We start from the raw sequence: 19,270 nt of genomic DNA on the forward strand, positions 1-19,270 counted from the left end.
GCCGGGCCTCCCGGCGCTCCGGGGGCGGGGCCCGACGGCGTTCAGGGCGTGGGGTCGAGCTCGCGGCCGTCCGGGCCGGCCATCCGGAACGGCAGGCTCAGCAGTTCGCGGCCATCGTTGGCCTGCACGCTGAAGTGCAGGTGCGGGGCGCTGCTCCATCCCACGCTGCCGACGGCGGCCAGGGCCTGGCCGGCCTGCACGCCGTCGCCGGGCTGCACGCGCGCGCTGCCGGTCGCGACGTGCGCGTACAGCCCCATCGAGCCGTCGGCATGCAGCACGCGCACGAGGTTCATGCGCTCCTTCAGGGCCTCGTCCGTGCCGCCCTCGGTGAAGGTGTCGACCACCTGCATCACCGTGCCCTCCCGTGCCGCGAGCACCGGCGTGCCTTGGGCGGCGGCGAAGTCGAGGGCGTGGAAGTTGGCCGCATCGCGGTGGCTGGCCCGGCCGCCGAAGCCCTGCGTCAGGCGCCAGGCGCTGCCGGCGGGCAGCGGGAAGGCATAGACGCCGCGTTGCCCCGGCGGCAGCAACTGTGGCGCGCCCGGCTGGGCCTCGAGCCGCAGGTCCGGCGCGCCCTCGCCGCCGAAACGGCCGATGGCGCGCGTTTCGCCGGCCTCGAGCGTGGCCTCGATGACCTCGCGGGGCCGCGCGCCGTCATGCACGCGCACGTGGATCGGACCGGCCAGGCGATTGCGGACCAGCGCCTGGCGCGTGCCATCGGCGCGACGTTCGACGGAGAGCTCGGCCATCGTGGGGCGGGTCGCAGGCTCGGCGGCCGGCAGCAGCGGAGCAGCCAGCAGGCCCAACAGGGCAAGCAGCCCCCGCCCGCGCATCACTCGCAGCGTTCGCGCAGGCCGAGTGCCGAGGCGAGGTCGCGCCAGTCGAAAGCGCTCAGCGATTCGTCGCGATTCGAGGCATAGAACACGCCGGCCGGGAAGCGCGTGCTGGGCGCCTGCGACAGCCACACGCCGTCGGTCATGCCGGTGTTGCGCCCCGCGAAGCGGCCCTTCGCCTCCAGCGTCTGCCGGTCGTAGACATGGAACAGTGTGGCGTCGATGAACTGGTCGGCGGCGATCCAGTAGCCGCTGCCGTCCGGGCAGGCCCACAGGGTCACGCCCTCGGCCTGCGCCCCGAAGGCGCCGACGCCAATGTCGCGCCCCGCGTAGCCGCCATCGAAGCCGTAGACGCGGTAGCCGGTGCCGGTGGGCACGTCCTCTTCGGCCACCAGCAGGCGGTTGTTCGCGACGTCGCCAGCGATCGACTCGACCACGCGCAGCGCGCCCGCCTCGGAGGTGTCGCCGGAGGCGCCGTCGAAGCGGGCGGACACGGCGTCACCATCGATCAGCACGCTGAAGCGCTTGATCCGCGCCGACAGCGTCTCGAGCGGCGGGACCACGTCGTAGTCGTCGCCGTCCATGAAGCTGTCGGTCACCCACAGTTCGATGCGGCCGCCTTCCGGCTCGTGCAGCCACAGGCCGTAGGGCGAACGCAGCTCGCCCTCGCCGAAGGTGGCGAGTGGGGTGAATCCCGGCAACGAGAGCACCTGCACGCGGCGGTTGTCGCGTTCAACGACGAACAGCCGGTCGCCCCAGGCGAAGACGCCGTTCGGCCGATTGAACTGGCCCGGCGCCGGACCCTTGCCACCGACGCGGCGGAGCAGGGCGCCGGTCTCGCCGTCATGCACCAGCAGCTGGTGGGTCTCCTTGCCCGTGCTGATCAGCCAGCGGCCGCCCTCGGGCGTCAGCCAGGCGGTGGGCGAATCGACCTCGTCCGGCGGGTTCGCGGGGGTGATGAAGGCTTCGGCCACCACCTCATGGGCGATGTCGGAGGCGGCAAGGCGGGGCTCGTCGCTCGCGCGCTCGTCCGGCTCTTTGGCGTCACGCCAGAGGGCGCAACCCGGTAGCAGGAGGACGGCGAGGCCCAGCGCGAGGGCCGGGCGTAAGGGCGAGGGCAGGGGCATGGCGGACTCCGGTTCAGCGCCGAAGCATAGACGCCGCGGGACGCAGGAAGTACTGGTCGATCGGCTGCGGGCGGTCGATGCCGTAGCCCTGGCCGAAATCCACGCCCAGCTGCGCGAGGTGGTCGCGGATGGCGTCGTTCTCGACGAATTCGGCGATGGTGCGCTTGTCGATGCTGCGCGCGATCTCGGCGATCGAGCGGACGATCGCCAGCGACAGCGCCGACGACTCGAGGTCGCGCACGAAGCTGCCGTCGATCTTGAAGTAGTCCACGTCCAGCCGGCGGAGGTAGGCGAACGAGCAGAAACCGGCACCGAAGTCGTCGAGCGCGAGCTGCAGGCCGAGCGCCTTCGCCGCGGCGATGAACTGCTGCGCGTCGTTGAGGTCGCGCACAGCCGAGGTCTCGGTGATCTCGAGGCAGACCTTGCCAGGCGGCACGCTGCTGCGCGCGAAGCGCTCGCGCAGGAAATCGGGAAATCCCGGGTCGTTCACCGACGCGGCGCACAGGTTGATCGCACAGGCCTCGAGCTGGGCCAGGGCCTGGGGATGGCGCTCGAACCAGGCCAGCGTGCTGTCCACCACGTGGCGGTCGAGGCGCGGCCCCATGTGGAACTTCTCGGCCGCAGCAACCACCGGGCCCGGCGGAAGCACCTCGCCGGTGTCCGGGTCGACCATGCGCAGCAGGATCTCGAGGTGCCGTCCGCCGTGCTCCCGGCCCTGCAGGCCGGTGATGCTTTGGCAGTAGAGGCGGAAGTGGCCATCGCGCAGAGCGGCGTCGAGACGGACGGCCCAGCGCAGCGCAGCCGTGTGCTCGGCCACAGCGTCGGCGGCCGATTCGAAGGCCGCGAGCCGCAGCCGGTTGCCGCCCTGGTCCTTCGCGGTGGCGCAGGCGGCGTCCGCAAGGCGCAGCAGTTCGGCGTAGTCGGCCTGGCCGCGGCAGAAGCGGATGGCCCCGATGCTGGCCGAAGCGGACACGAGGTTCCCGCCGCTGCCCTGCCGATAGTCGCGCACCGCGGCCAGCACGTGGTCGAGCACCGCGGCGTTCGCCGCCGGGTCGCGGTCGTCCAGCAGCAGGACGAACTGGTCGCTGGCCAGCCGGCCGACCAGGCTGCCGCCCGGCAAGACGGCCTGAAGCAGGCTGGCGATGCTGCGCAGGAAGGCGTCGCCCGCGGCCTGTCCGCCGGCGTCGTTCACCAGCTTGAAGTTGTCGATGTCGACGAGGCCCAGCAGCAGGGGCTGGGCCTCGGGACCATGGGCGAGGGCGTCCGCGACCCGGTGCTCGAGGCCTTGCCGATTGGCGAGGCCGGTCAGCTCATCGGTTCGCGCGCGCTCCAGCGCTTCGCGCCCCATCCGCCGCGCTTCGCTGATGGCGGCCATCAGGATCAGCGGCGCGACCGTCAGCGTGATCAGCAGGAGCAGGAGCACGAGGGTTTCGAGCGTCGTCTCCGGCCGACGAAGCACGCCGTCGTCCGAGGCGGCGACCAGCGAGAGCACCACGCCGCAGGTCAACGTGCCGGCGGCCACCAGCCGGGCCGGCAGGCGGATGGCGGCCCAGATCAGGACGATCGTCGGCAGCGCCAGCAGGGATTCCGCGTTGCGTACCCGGGCACCGTCGACGGCCGCCACCAGCAGCAGGGCGGCGGCGAGGGCGGCGGTCCACGCGAGGGCCTCGCCCGTGCGACGCAGTCCCTGACCGAAGACCGATTCCCCGTGGTGTGGCCACAGCAGGGACAGCGCGGGGGCCAGCACCGCCACGCCGAACACGTTGGCGACCAGCCATTTCACGGCCGCGTCTGGCGCCGCCGACAGCGGCGCGAAGCCGGCCACCACGAGGCCTGCGACGCCCAAGGGCAGGCTGGCCAGCGCGGATGCGAAACCGGCAAGGGCGATGTCGCCGCCGCTGGCGAGGTCCATCCGTCGGCCCGGCCCCAGGCCGCGATGGCGCGCGAGCGTGGCGCCAGCCCATGCGCCGAGCACGTTCGCGGCCATCGTGAAGGGGATGAAGACCGCCGGCACGTCGGTACCGGTCAGCGAGAACACGAGGTCCGCTGCCGCCACGAGCGGCCACCAGCGGCGGCCCTCGAACACCAGCAGCACGAGGCTGAGGGCGCCCGGCGCCCAGAGCAGGACGACGGAATCGCTACCCACCACCAGCCGGTTCCCCAACACGCCGCCCGCCCAATACAGGGCGATGAAGCCGAACACGAGCATCCAGGGGCGGAGCGTGGCGGTCATGGGGCGGTCACGGAGGACGTCCTCCGCATCCTAAAGGCCACTGCGGCCGGCGTGCTCGGGCCCCGCGTCAATCCGCGTGTCTTGCAGCTGTCGCCATACCGTCATCGGGGTGAAACGGCGCGGCCTCGGAATAACGCTTTTCCAACGCAGGACGCTCCATGACCCGCCAGCCCCTGACGACGGCCATTGCCGTCGCCCTCGCTTCCGCACTTGTCGCTCCGGCCGCGCTCGCGCAGGCCGCGACCGCCGCGGCGGCCCCGTCGCCGGCCCAGCTCGACCGCGTCGAAGTGGTCGGCGAGATCATCTACCGTGACCGCACCGAGGCCACCGCGCCGGTGCTGAGCTACGACCTCGCCTACTTCCAGCGCTTCGAGCCGCTCACCGTCGGCGACATGCTGAAGCGCGTGCCGTCGGTCACTTTCGTCTCCGACGTGCTCGAGTACGACGGCGTGCGCCTGCGTGGCCTCGATTCGGGCTACACGCAGATCCTCATCAACGGCAAGCGCGTGCCCGGCGCCGGCCTCGACCGCGCCTTCTTCGTCGACCGCATCCCGGCCGAGATCGTCGAGCGCATCGAGATCGTCCGTTCCGCCTCGGCCGACCGCAGCGGCGACGCCGTCGCCGGTGCCCTGAACATCGTGCTGCGCGACGGCTATTCGATCGACGGCGGCTACCTGCGCGCCGGCGCCACGCGCTTCAACGACGACGAGTTCGAACCGACCCTCGGCGCGTTCTGGGGCGGTGAGGCGCTCGGCGGCAACCTGCTGGTCGGCGCCAACGTGCAGGGCCGCCGCAACCCGAAGGACAAGTTCAGCCAGCGCTTCGGCGCGCCGGGCGCCGCGCTCGACAACACCGAGGTTCAGACCGACGTGCGCTCGGGCAAGGACTACGCCTTCAACGCCGACTACCGCGTGGGCGTGGGCGAGACCGGCGAACTGCACCTCTCGGGCATGTTCGTCCGCACCGACCGCATCCAGGACGAGGATTCGATCGAGTACCGCAGCGGCATCGCCAACAACGCGAACCTGCTGACGATCAACGACAACGACCTCGACATCCAGACCGACAACTACACGCTCGGCGCCGGCCTGAAGTGGGCCATGGCGGGCGGTGAAACCGAGGTCCGCCTCGACCGCGCGGGCATCACCGACAGCCAGTTCGAGTTCGAGAACGAGTTCGAGTACCTCCGCGACACCAACCCGTTCCCGGAGGACGACCGCTTCACCCGCGACGTCACCGACCTGTTGATCGAGGACGACGAAACCACGGGCGAGTTCGCCCATGAGCGCGACGCCAGCTTCGGCAAGCTGAAGTTCGGCCTGCAGGCGACGCTCAAGGAGCGCGAGACCCGCATCCTCGACGCCACCCGCTACCGCGTCACCATCCCGAACGCGCCGGGCGTGCGTCCCGCCATCCCGGGTCCGACCCAGCCCCTCGCACCGGCGCCGGGCGGTCTCAACAGCATTGAAGAGACCCGCCTCGAGCCGTTCGTGAAGTTCAGCGGCGCCGCGGACGCGATGGAGTGGGAAGCCGGCCTTCGCTACGAGCTGACGGACACCGAGATCAATGACCGCACGGTGGCGGCGAACATCGCCCGCACCGAGACCGACTACGGCTTCCTGCTGCCGTCGGCCCACGTGCGCTGGAACCTCGACGACGCCAACCGCATCACCGCTTCGATCGCGCGTACCGTGCGCCGTCCGGACTTCAATGCGATCTCGCCGGCACTTCTCGAAGCCGAGGCGGGTGACAACGACGTGCTCGGCAATCCGCTGCTCGATCCGGAAAGCGCCTGGGGCCTCGACGTGGGCTTCGAGCGCCGCCTCGGCGAGCGCGGCATCGTCGGCATGAACCTGTTCTACCGCGACATCACCGACCTGGTCGAGCTCGCCAATACGGGTGTCGAAGGCAGCGAGGGTCCGGGCACGTTCGTGCTGCAGCCGCGCAATACCGGCGACGGCCAGGTCTGGGGTGCGGAGCTCGACCTCTCGACCCCGCTCTCGGCCATCGGCCTCGACAACACCGGCGTGTTCGTCAACTACAGCTGGCTCGACAGCGAGATCACCGACCTGTTCGGCAAGCGCCGCTTCAACAACCAGTCGAACTACGTCTACAACGTCGGCTTCATCCAGGAGCTGCCCTCGCTGGAAGCCTCGTTCGGCGTGACCTACCGCAAGCAGGGTGACGCGCCGAGCCGCATCGTGGGCGAGGAAATCATCACCAGCTACGACGGCGACCTCGAGGCCTTCATCGAGAAGCGCTTCGGCAAGGCCTGGGCCGTGCGCCTGACGGGCATCAACCTGCTCGACCAGAGCAAGGACGAGGCTTTCGACAAGTTCACCACGATTGCTGATCAGATTTCGCGGGATTACGACGAGTACGAGCTCGAGACCGAGACCGGCGGCCGCGCGGTGCAGCTGATCGTCCGCTACCAGTTCTGATCCACGAAGGCCGGGGCGGCGCCGCCCCGGCCGGATCCGACGGAAACAGGAAAGGGCCGCATCGCTGCGGCCCTTTTCCGTTGCTTCCGATCCGCCGCGCAGCGCGCGGCGGGTTCCCCGAAGGCTTACTTCGCGTCGAGGTCGGTGTCGAACAGGCCGAGGTAGAGCGCCTTGTAGACCTGCGTGGCGTCGATGGTGCCTTCGATCTTCACCGCACCCGGGCCGATGCCGCGCGCCACGGTGCCGCCGGCGCTGTCCGAATCGCTGGCCCAGGTGATGTAGAACGGGATGCGGTTGCCGTTGGCGTCGGTCGGCGTCAGGAAGGGCTCGCCGTTGTCGCTGTCGAGCAGGGAGCCGCTGGCCGTTCGCGCGGGCAGCGGGCGCGGCAGGTCTTCCGGCTCGTTGAGGTCGTCGCTGGTGGCGTTCATGCCGCCGTTGTCCGAATCCGAGGCCACGACCACGGTCAGCGAGGGATTGTTCTTCGCTTCCGCCAGCGCCAGCGCGATGGCGCGGTCGGCGCCGATGGCCGCTTCCAGCGTGGCCGGCGCGTTGTTCTCGCCGCTCAGGTTGTCGGTGGCCTCTTCGTTGCCGACGATCAGGTAGCCGTTCGGGGCGCTCTTCACGCGCGACAGGATGAAGGCCAGCATCGCGTCGAAGCGCGGTGCCTGCGGCTGGAAGGCGGTGAGGCCAGCTTCGGCCAACCCTTCTTCGGTGTACTCGTTGAACGTGCCTTCGTGCGCGAACAGGCCCAGCACCTTGGCGGCCTCCGGCGGCAGCGCGGCGAGTTCGTCCGCGGTGAAAACCACCGTATAGCCCGCGGCTTTCGCCTCATCGACGAGGTTGCGGCCGTCCTCGCGGACGCCTTCGCCGTGCACGCCCTGCGTGCCCTTCGGCAGGAAGAACATCTCGCCGCCGCCGAGGGCGATGTCGGGCTGCGCGGCGAGGATCTGGCTGGCGATCTCGGCCTCGTCGTCGCGGTTGGCGACGCTGGCGAGGAAGGCGCCGGTGCCCGGCTCGGTCAGCGAGGAGGAGTTGAGGATCGCCGTCATCTTGCCCGCGGCCTTCGCTTCCACCATCAGGCTCTGCGCCTTGCCGGAAGCGGCGGTCGGCGCCGCGCCGTCGATGGCGCCGTAGCTGTCGAGCTTGGCGCGCACGCCGTAGGCATGCGTGGTGGCGCCCGCGTTCGAGCTCTGGTTCACCGAATCACTGGTCGGGCCGACGTAGATCGCCACCTGCGGCAACTGGTCCCACGCCAGGCGGCCATCGGGGCCCACGTGCATCAGGCGCGTGGCCATCCACGTGTTGGCGCCCATGCCGTCCGGGTGCAGGAAGATCGCGCTGCGCGGGCCGGCCGCGGCCGGGGCTTCGAGCGCCGGGCTCGGCGTGGCGACGGGTGCGGGTTCGGCGGTCGGCTGGCAGCCAGCGAGCAGGCCAAGAGCGGTGGCGAGGCCCGCGCTCAGCGCGAGTCGGCTGGGCAGGGCGGCAGGACGGGGGAGGCGGGCGGCCATCGGGAGGGACTCCGGTGAGGAAACCTCCGACGATATGTCGGTTGCGTGACCGTTCCGGGTCAACCCGCACGCCGCCCAGCGGACCGGCGTGCCCTCAGCACTCGATGACGTTCACCGCGAGGCCGCCGCGCGAGGTTTCCTTGTACTTGTCCTGCATGTCGCGGCCGGTGTCGCGCATGGTCTTGATGACCTTGTCGAGCGAGACCTTGTGGCTGCCGTCGCCGCGCGCGGCCATGCGCTGCGCGTTGATCGCCTTCACCGCACCCATGGCGTTCCGCTCGATGCAGGGAATCTGCACGAGGCCACCGATGGGATCGCAGGTGAGCCCGAGGTTGTGCTCCATGCCGATTTCGGCGGCGTTCTCCACCTGCGCCGGCGTGCCGCCGAGTGCGGCGGTGAGGCCGGCCGCGGCCATCGAGCAGGCCACGCCCACTTCGCCTTGGCAGCCCACTTCCGCGCCGGAGATCGACGCGTTCTCCTTGTAGAGGATGCCGATGGCGGCGGCGGTGAGCAGGTAGTCGTGGATGCCCTGTACGTTGGCCTGCGGGCAGAAGCGCTCGTAGTAGTGGCCGACCGCGGGGATGATGCCGGCCGCGCCATTGGTCGGCGCGGTGACCACGCGGCCACCGGCGGCGTTTTCTTCGTTCACCGCCAGCGCGTAGAGGTTCACCCAGTCGAGGATGGTCAGCGGGTCGCGCAGCGCGGCTTCGGGACGGCTCGACAGGTCGCGTGCCATCGACGGCGCGCGGCGCCCCACCTTCAGCCCGCCCGGCAGCACGCCTTCCTCGCGCGTGCCGCGGGCCACGCAGGACTGCATGGCGGCCCAGAGGCGGTCGAGGCCTTCGCGGATCTCGGCCTCGGGGCGCCACACTTTCTCGTTCTCGAACATCAGCTGCGCGATCGACAGACCGCTCTCCTTGCAGCGCACCAGCAGCTCGTCGCCGGAGTGGAAGGGGAAGGGCAGTTCGGTGGTGTCGGCGACGATGCGGTCTTCCGCCGCTTCGTCGGTGTTGACGACGAAGCCGCCGCCCACCGAGTAGTAGTCGCGCGTGGCGATCACCTCGCCGTCGGCACCGAACGCGGTGAAGCGCATGCCGTTGGTGTGGTACGGCAGCTTCTCGCGCTTGTTGAACACGAGGTCGCGCTTTTCGTCGAAGGCGATCTCGTGCATGCCCATCAGCCGGATCCGCTTCGTGCCGCGGATGCGCTCGAGGCTGTCGGGGATCACGTCGGGGTCGATGCGGTCGGGCCAGTGGCCCTCGAAGCCCATCAGCACGGCCTTGTCGGTGCCGTGGCCGCGGCCCGTGAGGGCGAGCGAGCCGTAAAGTTCGGCGCGCACCCGCGCCACCTCGCCCAGCTGGCCCGGCTCTTGCAGCCAGCGCTCGAGGAAGCGCGCCGCGGCGCGCATCGGCCCCACGGTGTGCGAGGAGGACGGCCCGATGCCGATCTTGAAGATGTCGAAGAGGCTGACGGCCATGGGCGCGCGGACGGCGTTGGTTCAGGAAGGGTGCCTAGTCTAACGGCCATGAAACTCGCCCTGTACCAGCGCGACGACTGCCATTTGTGCGATGCCGCATTGGACGTGCTCGCCCAAGCCGGCGCGCCCGATTTCGAAAGCGTGTGGATCGACGGCGATGCCGCCCTCGAAGCCCGCTACGGCGCGCGCGTGCCGGTGCTGCGCGACGAGGCCACCGGCATCGAACTGGCCTGGCCCTTCGACCTCGTCGCCGTCAACGCCTTCCTGCGCGCCGGCTGAGTCCGCGGCTGCGCTGGTCGGCACCCTGACTTCCGCCACTTCGGTGGCGAGGACGTGGGGCCCAGGGTGTCGCCATTCCCTGTGGAGCACCCGGCCATGTCCCGCAAGTTCGCTTTCGCCCTCGGCGGCGCCTTCCTCGGCGTCGTCGCCGTGTGGCTCCTCATCAAGGTGGCGTCGTCGGGCTACGATTTCGGCCAGTTCTTGGCCCGCAGCGGCGCGGGCTGATCCTCAGGGCTTCGGCTGCAGCACCAGCCGCGTCGTCACGCTGACGGCGTCGGGCATCACCTCGGTGTCGTCCCAATCGCCGGTCCCGATCCCGAACTCGAGGCGCTTCACCGAGGCCGTTCCTTCGAGCGTCGGCGTCGCACCCGGCGTCCAGCGAAAGGTCAGCGGCACCGGCTTGGTGATGCCGCGCAGCGTCAGCGTGCCGTCGGCGACAAAGCGCCCATCGGCCAGCTTGCGGAAGGCCGTGGCCTGGTAGCGCGCTTGCGGCATCGCGGTGGCATTGAAGAACTCGGCGCCGAGCAGGGTCTCGTCGCGCTCGTCATTCTCTGTGCCCGCGGACGCGAGCTGGATCACCACGTCGAAGCGGCCGGCGGCGCTCGCCGGATCGAAGGCGATGTCGGTCGTGAACTGCGCGAAGCGGCCATCGAAGGTTTCACCGTCGTAGCTCGACGCGAAGCCGAGCGTCGAGCCGGCGGTGTGGCTGTAGCGCACCGGGCCCATCGGCGAGGTGGCGAGGGCGAGCGGGGCCGCGAGGGCCAGGGTGAGGGCGAGCAGGAAGCGCATGGCGGGGGTCGTCACGGAATAGGGAGAGTTCGAGAGCAGCGTGGGAAGCGACGCGCGAGGCCGGCGTGATCAGCCCGCCGGCTTGATCCACGGCGCCATGCGCCGCAGCACCGCGTCCTTCAGCTGGTAGTGGTGGTAGAAGGCCGCGCCGGCATGCGCCACCAGCAGGGCGAGCAGGGCGTACACGCCCCATTCGTGCACCACGCCGGCGATCGCCTTGAGTTCGCGGTCCACGGCGCCGGCGCGGTCCAAGAGCGTCCAGCCGAAGTAGGGCGTGGCGAAGTTCGAGGCCCAGTTGTAGGCCCAGCCGCTGGCCGGGATGGCGATCATCAGGCCGTACAGGCCGAGGTGGCCACCGCGCGCGGCCCAGCGTTGCCAGACGGGCGTGCCATCCGGCAGCGCCGGCGTCGGCTGCACGAAGCGCCAGCCCAGCCGCAGCGCGGTGAGCGCCAGCACCGTCAGGCCGAAGCTCTTGTGCAGCAGGTACAGGTCGCGCTTGAACGGCGTGTTCGGCAGGTCCTCCATCACGAAGCCGACGGTCACCAGCGAGAGGATCAGCACCACGGTGACCCAGTGCAGCGCGATGCTCAGGTGGCCCCAGCGCTCAGTCGTGTTGCGGATCGGCATCGTCGTTCTCCTGCGATTCGGTGGGCGCCTCGGCATTGCTCCGGCGCGTGCGCACGGCTTCGACCTCGATGCGCACGCGCACCGTCGAGCCGATCAAATTGGGCGAGCTGTCGAGCCCGAAGGCGCGGCGGTCGAGTTCAGCGGTGGCCGAGAAGCCGACGGTGCGGCGCAGTGTCAACGGATGGCGGCGAAGGCCGTTGCGGTGCACATCGAGCACCACGGGTGCCGTGGTGCCGCGCACCGTCAGCTCGCCGTGCACGCGCGCATGGCGTTCATCGATCGCTTCCACACGCGTGGAGCGGAAGGTGATCGTCGGGAACTCCTCGGCGCGGAACCAGCGGCGGCCGAGCATCGTGCGGTTCCAGTCGGCGTCGCCGAAATCCAGGCGCTCCACCGCCAGTTCGATCGAGGCTTCGGCGCCCTCCCAGCCTTCCGGGTCGTAGTGAAGTCGGCCGGTCGGTGCCGAGAGCGTGGCCAGGCTGTACGAAAACCCCGCGTGGTCGACGTCGAAAACCACCCGCGAATGGGTCGGATCGAGTCGCCATTCCGGCACCGACGCTGCGGCCCAGGCCGCCTGCGCCGACAGCGCGAGCGCCAGCAGTGGCGCGGCGAAGCGGGCTATCGGGTGGTGGCGGGCGAGGGGGTGCATGGCCGGCATTCTAGGCGCCGTGCCGGGCCGGGCGTCCCTTGCGGGCGCAATGCTGCGTTGCGAGCATGGCGCGCCACCGCCGCGAGGGCGGTTCGAAAGGGAAGCGATCGATGCGCGGCATGCTGAGGCTGTTCGGATGGATGCTGGGGCTCGCCGTCGCGCAGGCCGCGATGGCGCGGGTGCCGGAAACCCCGCAGTTCCGCCGCATCGGCATCGAACAGGGCCTGCCCTCCAGCCGCATCAACGGCCTCGCCCAGGACCGCGCCGGCTACCTGTGGATCGCCACCGACGACGGCGTGGCGCGCTTCGACGGCCTGTCCATGCGGGTGTGGCGGCACAACCCCGGCATCGTCGGCGGCATGCCCGACAACTTGGTGAACACGCTCCTCATCGATCGTGGCGACAACGTGTGGCTGAGCTTCGGCAAGAACGGCGTCGGCGTCATCGACACCCTTCGCCGCGAAGTGCGTCCGCTGCACTCCGACGACGTTCCCGGCTTCGCCACCGCCGATGTCTGGGCCATCGCAGAAACGCCCGACGGCTCGCTGTGGTTCGGCAGCTTCGGTGACGGCCTGTTCCAGCGCGAGCCGGACGGGCGCGTGCGCGCGCACGGCCCGGTGCTCGCCGGTGCTGGCACCGAGCCGGATGCGCTGGTGGTCAGCCTCGCCACGACCACCGACGGCAGCCTGTTCATCGGCACCGCCACCGGGCTGGCGCAGTGGGTGGACGGCCGTGCGGAGCCGGTCTCCGTGCCCGGCCTCGACGGCGACGCCATCACCAGCCTGCAGGCCGAAGCCGACGGTTCGCTGTGGATCGGCGCGCGCAGCAGGTTGTGGCGGCGCAGCCCCGACGGCCGCATCGCGCCCTCGCCGTGGGACGCCGAACTGGCCGGCACGCGCGTGCACGGCGTGCAGCGCGATGGCCGCGGCGGGCGCTGGATCTACACCGTGCGTGGCCTCTACTACGACGACGGCGAGGGCCTGCGCCGCTTCCTCGCGCCGGAAGCCGCCGAGGGCGATTACCAGCAGATGCTCGTTGATCGCCAGGGTGGCCTGTGGTTCGGCGATGCCGAATTCGGCCTCGTCTGGCTCTCCGGCTACTGGCGCAGCTTCGCCACCCTGACGCGCCGGAGCGACCCGAGCGCGCGGCTGTCGATGCGCCAGGCCGGCGCGCTGGCCGAAGACGCCGACGGCAGCGTGCTGGTCGGCGGCGAAGAGGGCCGCCTCGATCGCCTCGATCCCACCCGCCAGCGCATCGAGAACAACGCCATCGCGCCCGCGGAACTCGGCAACGTGCGGCTGTACTCGCTGGCCCGCACGGCCGACGGCGCGCTGTGGGTGGGCGCGGCCAGCGGCCGCCTGTCGCGGCGCGACGCCGACGGCACGTGGCGACGCTGGGGGCCCGGCGATGGCGGCCCCGACGCCGCGCCGCGCGGGGCCATCGATTTCCTCGTGCCGCTGCCGGACGGCGGGCTCTGGGTCGCTGGTTACGGCGGCGGCCTGCAGCGCCGCGATGCCGAGGGCCGCGTCACGCTCACCGTCGCGCCGTCCAGCGGCCATGGGCTCGACACCTTCGACATGGAAGCCGTCACCCTCGGCCCCGACGGCGCGCTGTGGGTGGCCAACGCGAAGGGCGTGCTGCGCTGGGACGGTGAGCGCTTCCAGCCGCAGATCGGCGCCGACGGCGGTCCCGTGCAGGGCCTCGCCTTCGTCGACGCCGGCGACGTGTGGGTGTATCGCCCCGGCCTGCTGCAGCGCTGGCAGCGCGAGGCCGGCACGTGGACGAAAGTCGACCAGGTCGATTCCGGCAACGACGGCCTGCCGAGCGCGGAAGCCGGTGGCCTCGTGCGCGACGCCGCCGGCCGGCTGTGGCTGTTCACCGTGCGCGGCCTCATCCGTTTCGACCCCGCCACGCGCGCCATCCGCCGCTTCGGCCCCGGCGACGGCCTCGGCGAGAGCGAGTTCGGCCTGCGTCCGCCGCGCGTGCTCGCCGACGGCGTGGTGGTCGCCGGCACCGTCGGCGGCGCGGTGGTCTTCGATCCGATGCAGGTGGAACCCGACACCCGGGTGGCGACGATGGTGCTGGAGTCGATCAGCGTCCGTCGCGCCGAGGACGTCGTCGACCTCGACGCCGTCGCCGCCGTGCAGCCCGGCGCGGTGGTGACCCTGCAGCCCGACGACCGCGATCTTCGCGTGGTGGCGCGGCTGATGTCCTTCGCCGATCCGTCCGCGCACCGCTACCGCTTCCGCCTCAACGGCTACGACCCCGACTGGGTCGATGTCGGCGCCAGCGGCGAACGCCTGCTGCCGCGGCAGTCGCCGGGCCGCTACACGCTCGATGTCATCGCGGCCGGCGCCGATGGGCGCTGGTCCGAACCGATCACGCTCGCCGTCGACGTGATGCCGCCGTGGTGGCGCGCCTGGTGGGCGTGGGTGCTGTACGCGCTGGGCGGCCTCGCGGTGCTGGGCGCCGCGGCCCTGGTGTACCGGCGGCGCGTGCAGGCCCAGGCCGAGGAGCGTGGCCTGCAGGACGCGCGTCGCGTCGCGCAGCAGGCCTCCGAAGCCAAGACCGCCTTCCTCGCCGACCTCGGCCACGAATTGCGCACGCCGCTCACCGGCGTGCTCGGCATGACCGAGCTGATGCTGAAGGACCCGCTGCCGGAGCCGCAGCGCCAGCGCGCCGAAACCGTGATGCGCGCCGGCCAGCACCTGCTGCGGCTGGTGAATGACACCCTCGATCTCGCCCGCATCGAGGCCGGCCGCCTGCTGCTGCAGGACGAGGCCTTCGACCTCGCCGCGCTGGCTACCGACGTCGGCCAGCTGCTGCGCCCGAACGCGCAGGCCAAGGGCCTCGATTTCGCCGTGCAGCTCGCGCCGGGCCTGCCGCCGCGCGTTCGCGGCGACGAGTCGCGGCTGCGGCAGATCCTGCTCAACCTCGGCGGCAACGCCATCAAGTTCACCGAGCGTGGCCGCGTCACCCTGACGCTGCGTCCGCTGCCGGGCGGCGGCGTGCAGTTCGACGTCGAGGACACCGGCATCGGCCTCGACGAGGCCCAACAGCGCCGGCTTTTCCAGCGTTTCGAACAGGCCGACGGCGAGACCACGCAGCGCCGCTACGGCGGCACCGGGCTCGGCCTCGCCATCAGCCGCGAACTGGCCCGCGCCATGGGTGGCGAACTCACTTTGCGCAGCGCGAAGGGCGAGGGCAGCTGCTTCAGCGTGCGCCTGCCGCTGGCCGCCGACACCGCCCTCGCACCGGTCGATCCCGGCACCGCGCGGCCACCCACCGGCGACCTCGCGGCCGCGCGCCCCGGCCTCGACCTGCTGCTGGTGGAAGACGACCCCATCGTCGCCGAGGTGATGCTCGGGCTGCTCGGCGCGCAGGGACATCGCGTTCACCACGCCACGCAAGCGCTGAACGCGCTCACCCTGATGAAGACCGAGCGCATCGACGTCGGGCTCCTCGATCTCGACTTGCCCGCGGTCGATGGCTTCGAACTGGCCACCCTGATCCGCCAGAACGGCTGGACCCTGCCCCTGATCGCCGTCACCGCGCGCGCCGACGCCGTCTCCGAACGTCGCGCCCGCGCCGCCGGCATGGACGGCTACCTGCGCAAGCCCGTCACCGGCGCGATGCTGGCTGAAGCGCTGGATGGCATCGGCGCGGCCCCGCGACGTGGTGAATCACCCGTCGAGGGCGACCGGCGCGCACGCCCGCGCGGCGAAGGACGCCCTGACGAGGCCGGCTGAGCGGCGGCGCCTCAGCGCCGCGAGTGCGAATGCACCGCGGCCACCAGGGCCGCGACATGCTCCGGCGACATGTCGGGCGACATGCCGTGGCCGAGGTTGAATACGTGGCCGTCGCGCGAGCCGCCGTTGGCGGCCGCGTAGTCGTCCAGCGCGCGAGCCGCTTCGCGGGCGATGCCTTCCGGCGTCGCGTACAGGGTCACCGGATCGAGGTTGCCCTGCAGCGCCACCTTGCCGCCCGTGCGACGGCGTGCGTCGCCGAGCGACACGGTCCAGTCCACGCCCAGCGCTTCCGCACCGGAGGCCGCCAGTTCTTCGAGATAGGGGCCGTTGCCCTTGCCGAACAGGATCAGCGGCGCGTGGTTCGCGCCTTCGCCGCGCGGCAGCTTCTGTGCGACTTCAACGAGATACGGCAGGGAGAACTCGCGGTACAGGTGCGGCGCCATCACGCCGCCCCAGGTGTCGAACACCTGCATCGCCTGCGCGCCGGCAAGGCGCTGCGCGTCGAGGTAGGCGATGACGGCATCGGTCACTTTGCGCAGCAGCGCGTGCAGGGTGGCCGGCTCGTTCAGCGCCATCGCCTTGATGCGCGCGAAGTTGTCGGAACCGCCGCCTTCCACCATGTAGCAGGCCAGCGTCCACGGGCTGCCCGAGAAGCCGATCAGCGGCACGCGGCCGCGCAGCTCGCGGCGGATCACCCGCACCGCGTCCATCACGTAGCGCAGCTCGGTTTCCATGTCCGGCGTGCCGAGGGCTTCGACATCGGCCATCGAGCGCACCGTGCGCTCGAACTTCGGGCCCTCGCCATCGGCGAAGTACAGGCCGAGGCCCATCGCGTCCGGCACGGTGAGGATGTCGGAGAACAGGATGGCGGCGTCGAGCGGGAAGCGCTCCAGCGGCTGCAGCGTGACCTCGCAGGCCAGCTCCGGGTTCTTCGCCATCGCCAGGAAGCTGCCGGCCTTGGCGCGGGTGGCGCGGTACTCCGGCAGGTAGCGGCCGGCCTGGCGCATCAGCCACACCGGCGTGTGCGGCACCGGCTCGCGGCGCAGGGCGCGCAGGAACACATCGTTATGCAGCGGGTCGTTCTTCAACGGGGTGGTCACGGTCGCCCTCCGGGCGGCAGGGCGGCGCGAGCGCGCCGCAGGATCAACGGGGCGCGTCCGCGCCTTGCGCGAACATCACTTGGAAGCCGCGCTTCAGCTGCGCGTCTCGGGCCGACTCGAAGGCGGCGAGCGCGGTGTCGCGGGCGAGGTACTGCTCCCGCTTCACCGTGGGGCGAGCGCCGGTGGTGCCGCTCTCGCGGACAAGGAACCATCCGCCGAACAGGTCCTGCTCCAAGGTGAGCTGGACGTACTTCGGGGCTTCGCCGGCGGTCGGGCGCTGTTGCAGATAGAGGCGCATAGGGCGCGCATTGTAAGGGAGCCGCGCCGTCGCGGCCCCGTGCACCGGCCTCGGCCGCTCAGCGCGTGGCCAGAAGAGGTGCGGACGCGGGCTCGACAACCGCCGCCAGCGCTGCCAGCTCCCCCGAGGCCTGCATGGCCTCGAGCGCCGCCGCCAGGCGCGGTGCGAGCGCCGCATGGCGCCGGTGGAGCCCGTGGTAGGCGGGCTGCTCGCACAGCGTCGCCTGCGCCACGACGTTCCGAAGCCCGAGCTGTGCCGTGTGTCGGCGCTGGTCCATCGGGGCGTCCACGACCACGTCCAGCCGGCCGGCGGCCAGCATGCGGTAGAGCTGGGCGCCGGTCGTCACTTCGGTCACGCGGTCCAATCCCGCCACCAGTCGCTGCGATTGCAGCAGCCCGCGCACGATCCCCACCCGGCGCCCACGAAGGTCCGCCACGTTGCGCACCGTGAAGCCGGCATCCGAGCGAACGTAGGCCACCAAGGACACCTGCATCAGCGGCGGCCCCACCCGCATCAGGGCCGGGTGCGCGTCGAAGTAGGGGGCGATGCGCGCCACTTCGCCGTCCAGCCGTCCCGCGTCCAGGCGCTGCGAGGCCCGCGGGGCCGGAAGGGGCTCCAAGCGGAGCGGCAGCCCCGCCCGCGCATAGGCCCGCTGCAGGATCGCTGAGAGCCTGTCCGATGCGGCGGAGTCGTGGGCCCGCGCGATGTTCAGCACGGCGGGGGCCTCAGGACGGGGCGGCGAGGACGGGGCCGCGCCCCCGGCGAGTCCCGGCAGCAGGGCCAGGATCAGGCCGAAGGTCCGCCAACCGCCGCCCAGACAGGACACGGCCTCCGGCCGGTGCGGGCGGGGTTGGCAGTAGCAGACAGGGGAGGGCATGCCGCAGCCTTCGTCCTCGACGTTGACTCAAGTCCGCAGTCTCCCCGCGCCGCGGCCCGGGCGGCATCGGGAAAATCAGCGATCCAGGGGGCTGAGCACGCCCCCGGCGCCCCGGTTCAGCACGTGGGTGTAGATCTGGGTGGTCTTCACGTCCCGATGGCCGAGCAGCTCCTGCACCGTGCGGATGTCGGCGCCCGACTCCAGCAGGTGGGTGGCGAAACTGTGCCGCAGCGTGTGGCAGGTCACCGGCTTCGGGATGCCGGCCTCGACGCGGGCGCGCTTCACCGCCGCCTGCAGCACCTTCTCGTCGAGGTGGTGGCGGCGCTCGATCCCGGTGCGCGGGTCCTTCGAACGCCGCGAGGCCGGGAACACGTACTGCCACACCCAGTCCTCGCCGGCATTCGGGAACTTGCGCGCCAAGGCGTTCGGCAGCCACACCGAACCGAAGCCGGCCTCGAGGTCGCGCGCATGCTCCACCCGCGCATCCTCCATCTGCCGGCGCAGCGGCTCGGCCAGCTTCGACGGCAGCATCGTGTGGCGGTCCTTGTTGCCCTTGCCCGAGCGCACCGTGATCTCCCAGCGCTCGAAGTCGACATCCTTCACTCGTAAACGGATGACCTCCATCAGGCGCAGGCCCGAGCCGTAGAGCAGCGAGGCCATCAGCCACTCACGGCCCTGCATCCGCGAGAGCAGGCGCACCACCTCCCCGCGCGAGAGCACCACCGGCACGCGGATGCTGCGCTTCGCCCGCACCACGTCGTCCAGCCACTCCGGCGACATCCCGAGCAGTTCGCGATACAGAAAGAGCAAAGCCGACAGCGCCTGCGACTGCGTGCTCGCCGACACCCGGCCCTCCACCGCCAGCCGAGTGAGGAACGCGCCCATCGCTCGCCCGTCCATTTCTTTAGGGTGGCGCCGACCGTTCTCCGCCATATACCGGCGAATCCACCCGAGATATGCATGTTCGGTCCGAATGCTGTAGTGCTTCGTCCGCAACATGAGGCGAACCGCGTCGATCACCTCCCTCGGCGTCGCCGCACCAAGCGCCACTTCCCGAGGGTCCTTTAGCACCCCCGACTCGCCGCCCGATTTTTTCATCCCGGTATTCCCGCCGCGCATTCCGTCGCTGTGGGCACAAGGGTGGCGGGCCCGAACCCCCTCAGCCATCGGATATCGTGTTGATCCAGCGTAGGATTTCGGCCGTTGACCGGACGGCGGCGGCCTTTCAAGCTGCTGCTACACCCCCCATTGGGGTACACAAGTAGTTAGCGGGGCGGCGGTGGACG

Annotated in this window: 16 protein-coding genes; 4 read left to right on the plus strand and 12 right to left on the minus strand. The window is 71.1% G+C overall.

Translation table 11 applies throughout. From position 1 onward, the window contains the following. Positions 1 to 41 precede the first annotated feature (41 nt). The 3 genes from ACIQ6S_RS02885 to ACIQ6S_RS02895 are packed head-to-tail and all read right to left on the minus strand — an operon-like array spanning position 42 to position 4,190. A complete protein-coding gene (locus tag ACIQ6S_RS02885; RefSeq protein WP_397607031.1) occupies positions 42 to 830 on the minus strand; it encodes a M23 family metallopeptidase in 789 nt (262 codons plus the stop codon). Next, positions 830 to 1,957 carry a phytase gene (locus ACIQ6S_RS02890; RefSeq protein WP_397607032.1) on the minus strand — a complete coding sequence of 376 codons (1,128 nt, stop codon included), beginning with the start codon at positions 1,955 to 1,957 and terminating at the stop codon, positions 830 to 832. The genes ACIQ6S_RS02885 and ACIQ6S_RS02890 overlap by 1 nt, the downstream gene beginning before the upstream one ends. Positions 1,958 to 1,970: 13 nt before the next feature. Beyond that, positions 1,971 to 4,190, minus strand: a complete 2,220-nt coding sequence (locus ACIQ6S_RS02895; RefSeq protein ID WP_397607033.1) for a putative bifunctional diguanylate cyclase/phosphodiesterase — start codon at positions 4,188 to 4,190, stop codon at positions 1,971 to 1,973. 158 nt (positions 4,191 to 4,348) lie between these two features. On the opposite strand from ACIQ6S_RS02895, the gene ACIQ6S_RS02900 reads away from it, so the two are divergent. Next, on the plus strand, positions 4,349 to 6,631 hold the full coding sequence (locus ACIQ6S_RS02900; RefSeq protein WP_397607034.1) for a TonB-dependent receptor plug domain-containing protein: 2,283 nt from the start codon (positions 4,349 to 4,351) through the stop codon (positions 6,629 to 6,631). Between the two features lie 125 nt (positions 6,632 to 6,756). Here the strand turns inward: ACIQ6S_RS02900 and ACIQ6S_RS02905 are convergent, their stop codons facing one another. Together ACIQ6S_RS02905 and ACIQ6S_RS02910 are read right to left on the minus strand one after the other, a co-directional pair. Beyond that, positions 6,757 to 8,139, minus strand: coding sequence for an alkaline phosphatase (locus ACIQ6S_RS02905; protein ID WP_397607035.1), 1,383 nt, complete (start codon positions 8,137 to 8,139; stop codon positions 6,757 to 6,759). 94 nt (positions 8,140 to 8,233) lie between these two features. Next, the gene (locus ACIQ6S_RS02910; RefSeq protein ID WP_397607036.1) at positions 8,234 to 9,616 is read right to left on the minus strand and encodes an L-serine ammonia-lyase; all 1,383 of its coding nucleotides are present in this window, start codon (positions 9,614 to 9,616) and stop codon (positions 8,234 to 8,236) included. 48 nt (positions 9,617 to 9,664) lie between these two features. Here ACIQ6S_RS02910 and ACIQ6S_RS02915 point away from each other — a divergent pair, with 48 nt between their 5' ends. After that, positions 9,665 to 9,895 carry a glutaredoxin family protein gene (locus ACIQ6S_RS02915; RefSeq protein ID WP_397607037.1) on the plus strand — a complete coding sequence of 77 codons (231 nt, stop codon included), beginning with the start codon at positions 9,665 to 9,667 and terminating at the stop codon, positions 9,893 to 9,895. Between the two features lie 96 nt (positions 9,896 to 9,991). Continuing rightward, positions 9,992 to 10,120, plus strand: a complete 129-nt coding sequence (locus ACIQ6S_RS02920) for a hypothetical protein (protein WP_397607038.1) — start codon at positions 9,992 to 9,994, stop codon at positions 10,118 to 10,120. Between the two features lie 3 nt (positions 10,121 to 10,123). Here ACIQ6S_RS02920 and ACIQ6S_RS02925 read toward each other — a convergent pair whose 3' ends face one another. The 3 genes from ACIQ6S_RS02925 to ACIQ6S_RS02935 all read right to left on the minus strand — a co-directional run bounded on the left by ACIQ6S_RS02925 (position 10,124) and on the right by ACIQ6S_RS02935 (position 11,960). Next, a complete protein-coding gene (locus ACIQ6S_RS02925) occupies positions 10,124 to 10,684 on the minus strand; it encodes a YceI family protein (protein ID WP_397607039.1) in 561 nt (186 codons plus the stop codon). 69 nt (positions 10,685 to 10,753) lie between these two features. Next, positions 10,754 to 11,311: a cytochrome b gene (locus tag ACIQ6S_RS02930; protein WP_397607040.1), complete on the minus strand. Its 558-nt coding sequence runs from the start codon at positions 11,309 to 11,311 to the stop codon at positions 10,754 to 10,756. After that, positions 11,289 to 11,960, minus strand: a complete 672-nt coding sequence (locus tag ACIQ6S_RS02935) for a YceI family protein (RefSeq protein ID WP_397607041.1) — start codon at positions 11,958 to 11,960, stop codon at positions 11,289 to 11,291. The genes ACIQ6S_RS02930 and ACIQ6S_RS02935 overlap by 23 nt, the downstream gene beginning before the upstream one ends. A gap of 119 nt (positions 11,961 to 12,079) precedes the next feature. On the opposite strand from ACIQ6S_RS02935, the gene ACIQ6S_RS02940 reads away from it, so the two are divergent. Next, positions 12,080 to 15,709 carry an ATP-binding protein gene (locus tag ACIQ6S_RS02940; protein WP_397607042.1) on the plus strand — a complete coding sequence of 1,210 codons (3,630 nt, stop codon included), beginning with the start codon at positions 12,080 to 12,082 and terminating at the stop codon, positions 15,707 to 15,709. 11 nt (positions 15,710 to 15,720) lie between these two features. Here ACIQ6S_RS02940 and hemE read toward each other — a convergent pair whose 3' ends face one another. From hemE to ACIQ6S_RS02960, 4 genes are all read right to left on the minus strand, one after another. Then, positions 15,721 to 16,782 carry a uroporphyrinogen decarboxylase gene (hemE, locus tag ACIQ6S_RS02945; protein WP_397607052.1) on the minus strand — a complete coding sequence of 354 codons (1,062 nt, stop codon included), beginning with the start codon at positions 16,780 to 16,782 and terminating at the stop codon, positions 15,721 to 15,723. A gap of 70 nt (positions 16,783 to 16,852) precedes the next feature. Next, positions 16,853 to 17,107 (minus strand): WGR domain-containing protein, encoded by a 255-nt coding sequence (locus ACIQ6S_RS02950; protein WP_297867457.1) that lies wholly within the window; start codon positions 17,105 to 17,107, stop codon positions 16,853 to 16,855. Between the two features lie 58 nt (positions 17,108 to 17,165). Then, a complete protein-coding gene (locus ACIQ6S_RS02955; RefSeq protein ID WP_397607043.1) occupies positions 17,166 to 17,984 on the minus strand; it encodes a substrate-binding periplasmic protein in 819 nt (272 codons plus the stop codon). A gap of 75 nt (positions 17,985 to 18,059) precedes the next feature. Continuing rightward, positions 18,060 to 19,004, minus strand: a complete 945-nt coding sequence (locus tag ACIQ6S_RS02960; RefSeq protein WP_397607053.1) for an integron integrase — start codon at positions 19,002 to 19,004, stop codon at positions 18,060 to 18,062. Between the last annotated feature and the right edge of the window lie 266 nt (positions 19,005 to 19,270).

Origin of the sequence: Silanimonas sp., from assembly GCF_044377035.1 — a bacterium.
Classification (GTDB): Bacteria; Pseudomonadota; Gammaproteobacteria; order Xanthomonadales; family Xanthomonadaceae; genus Silanimonas.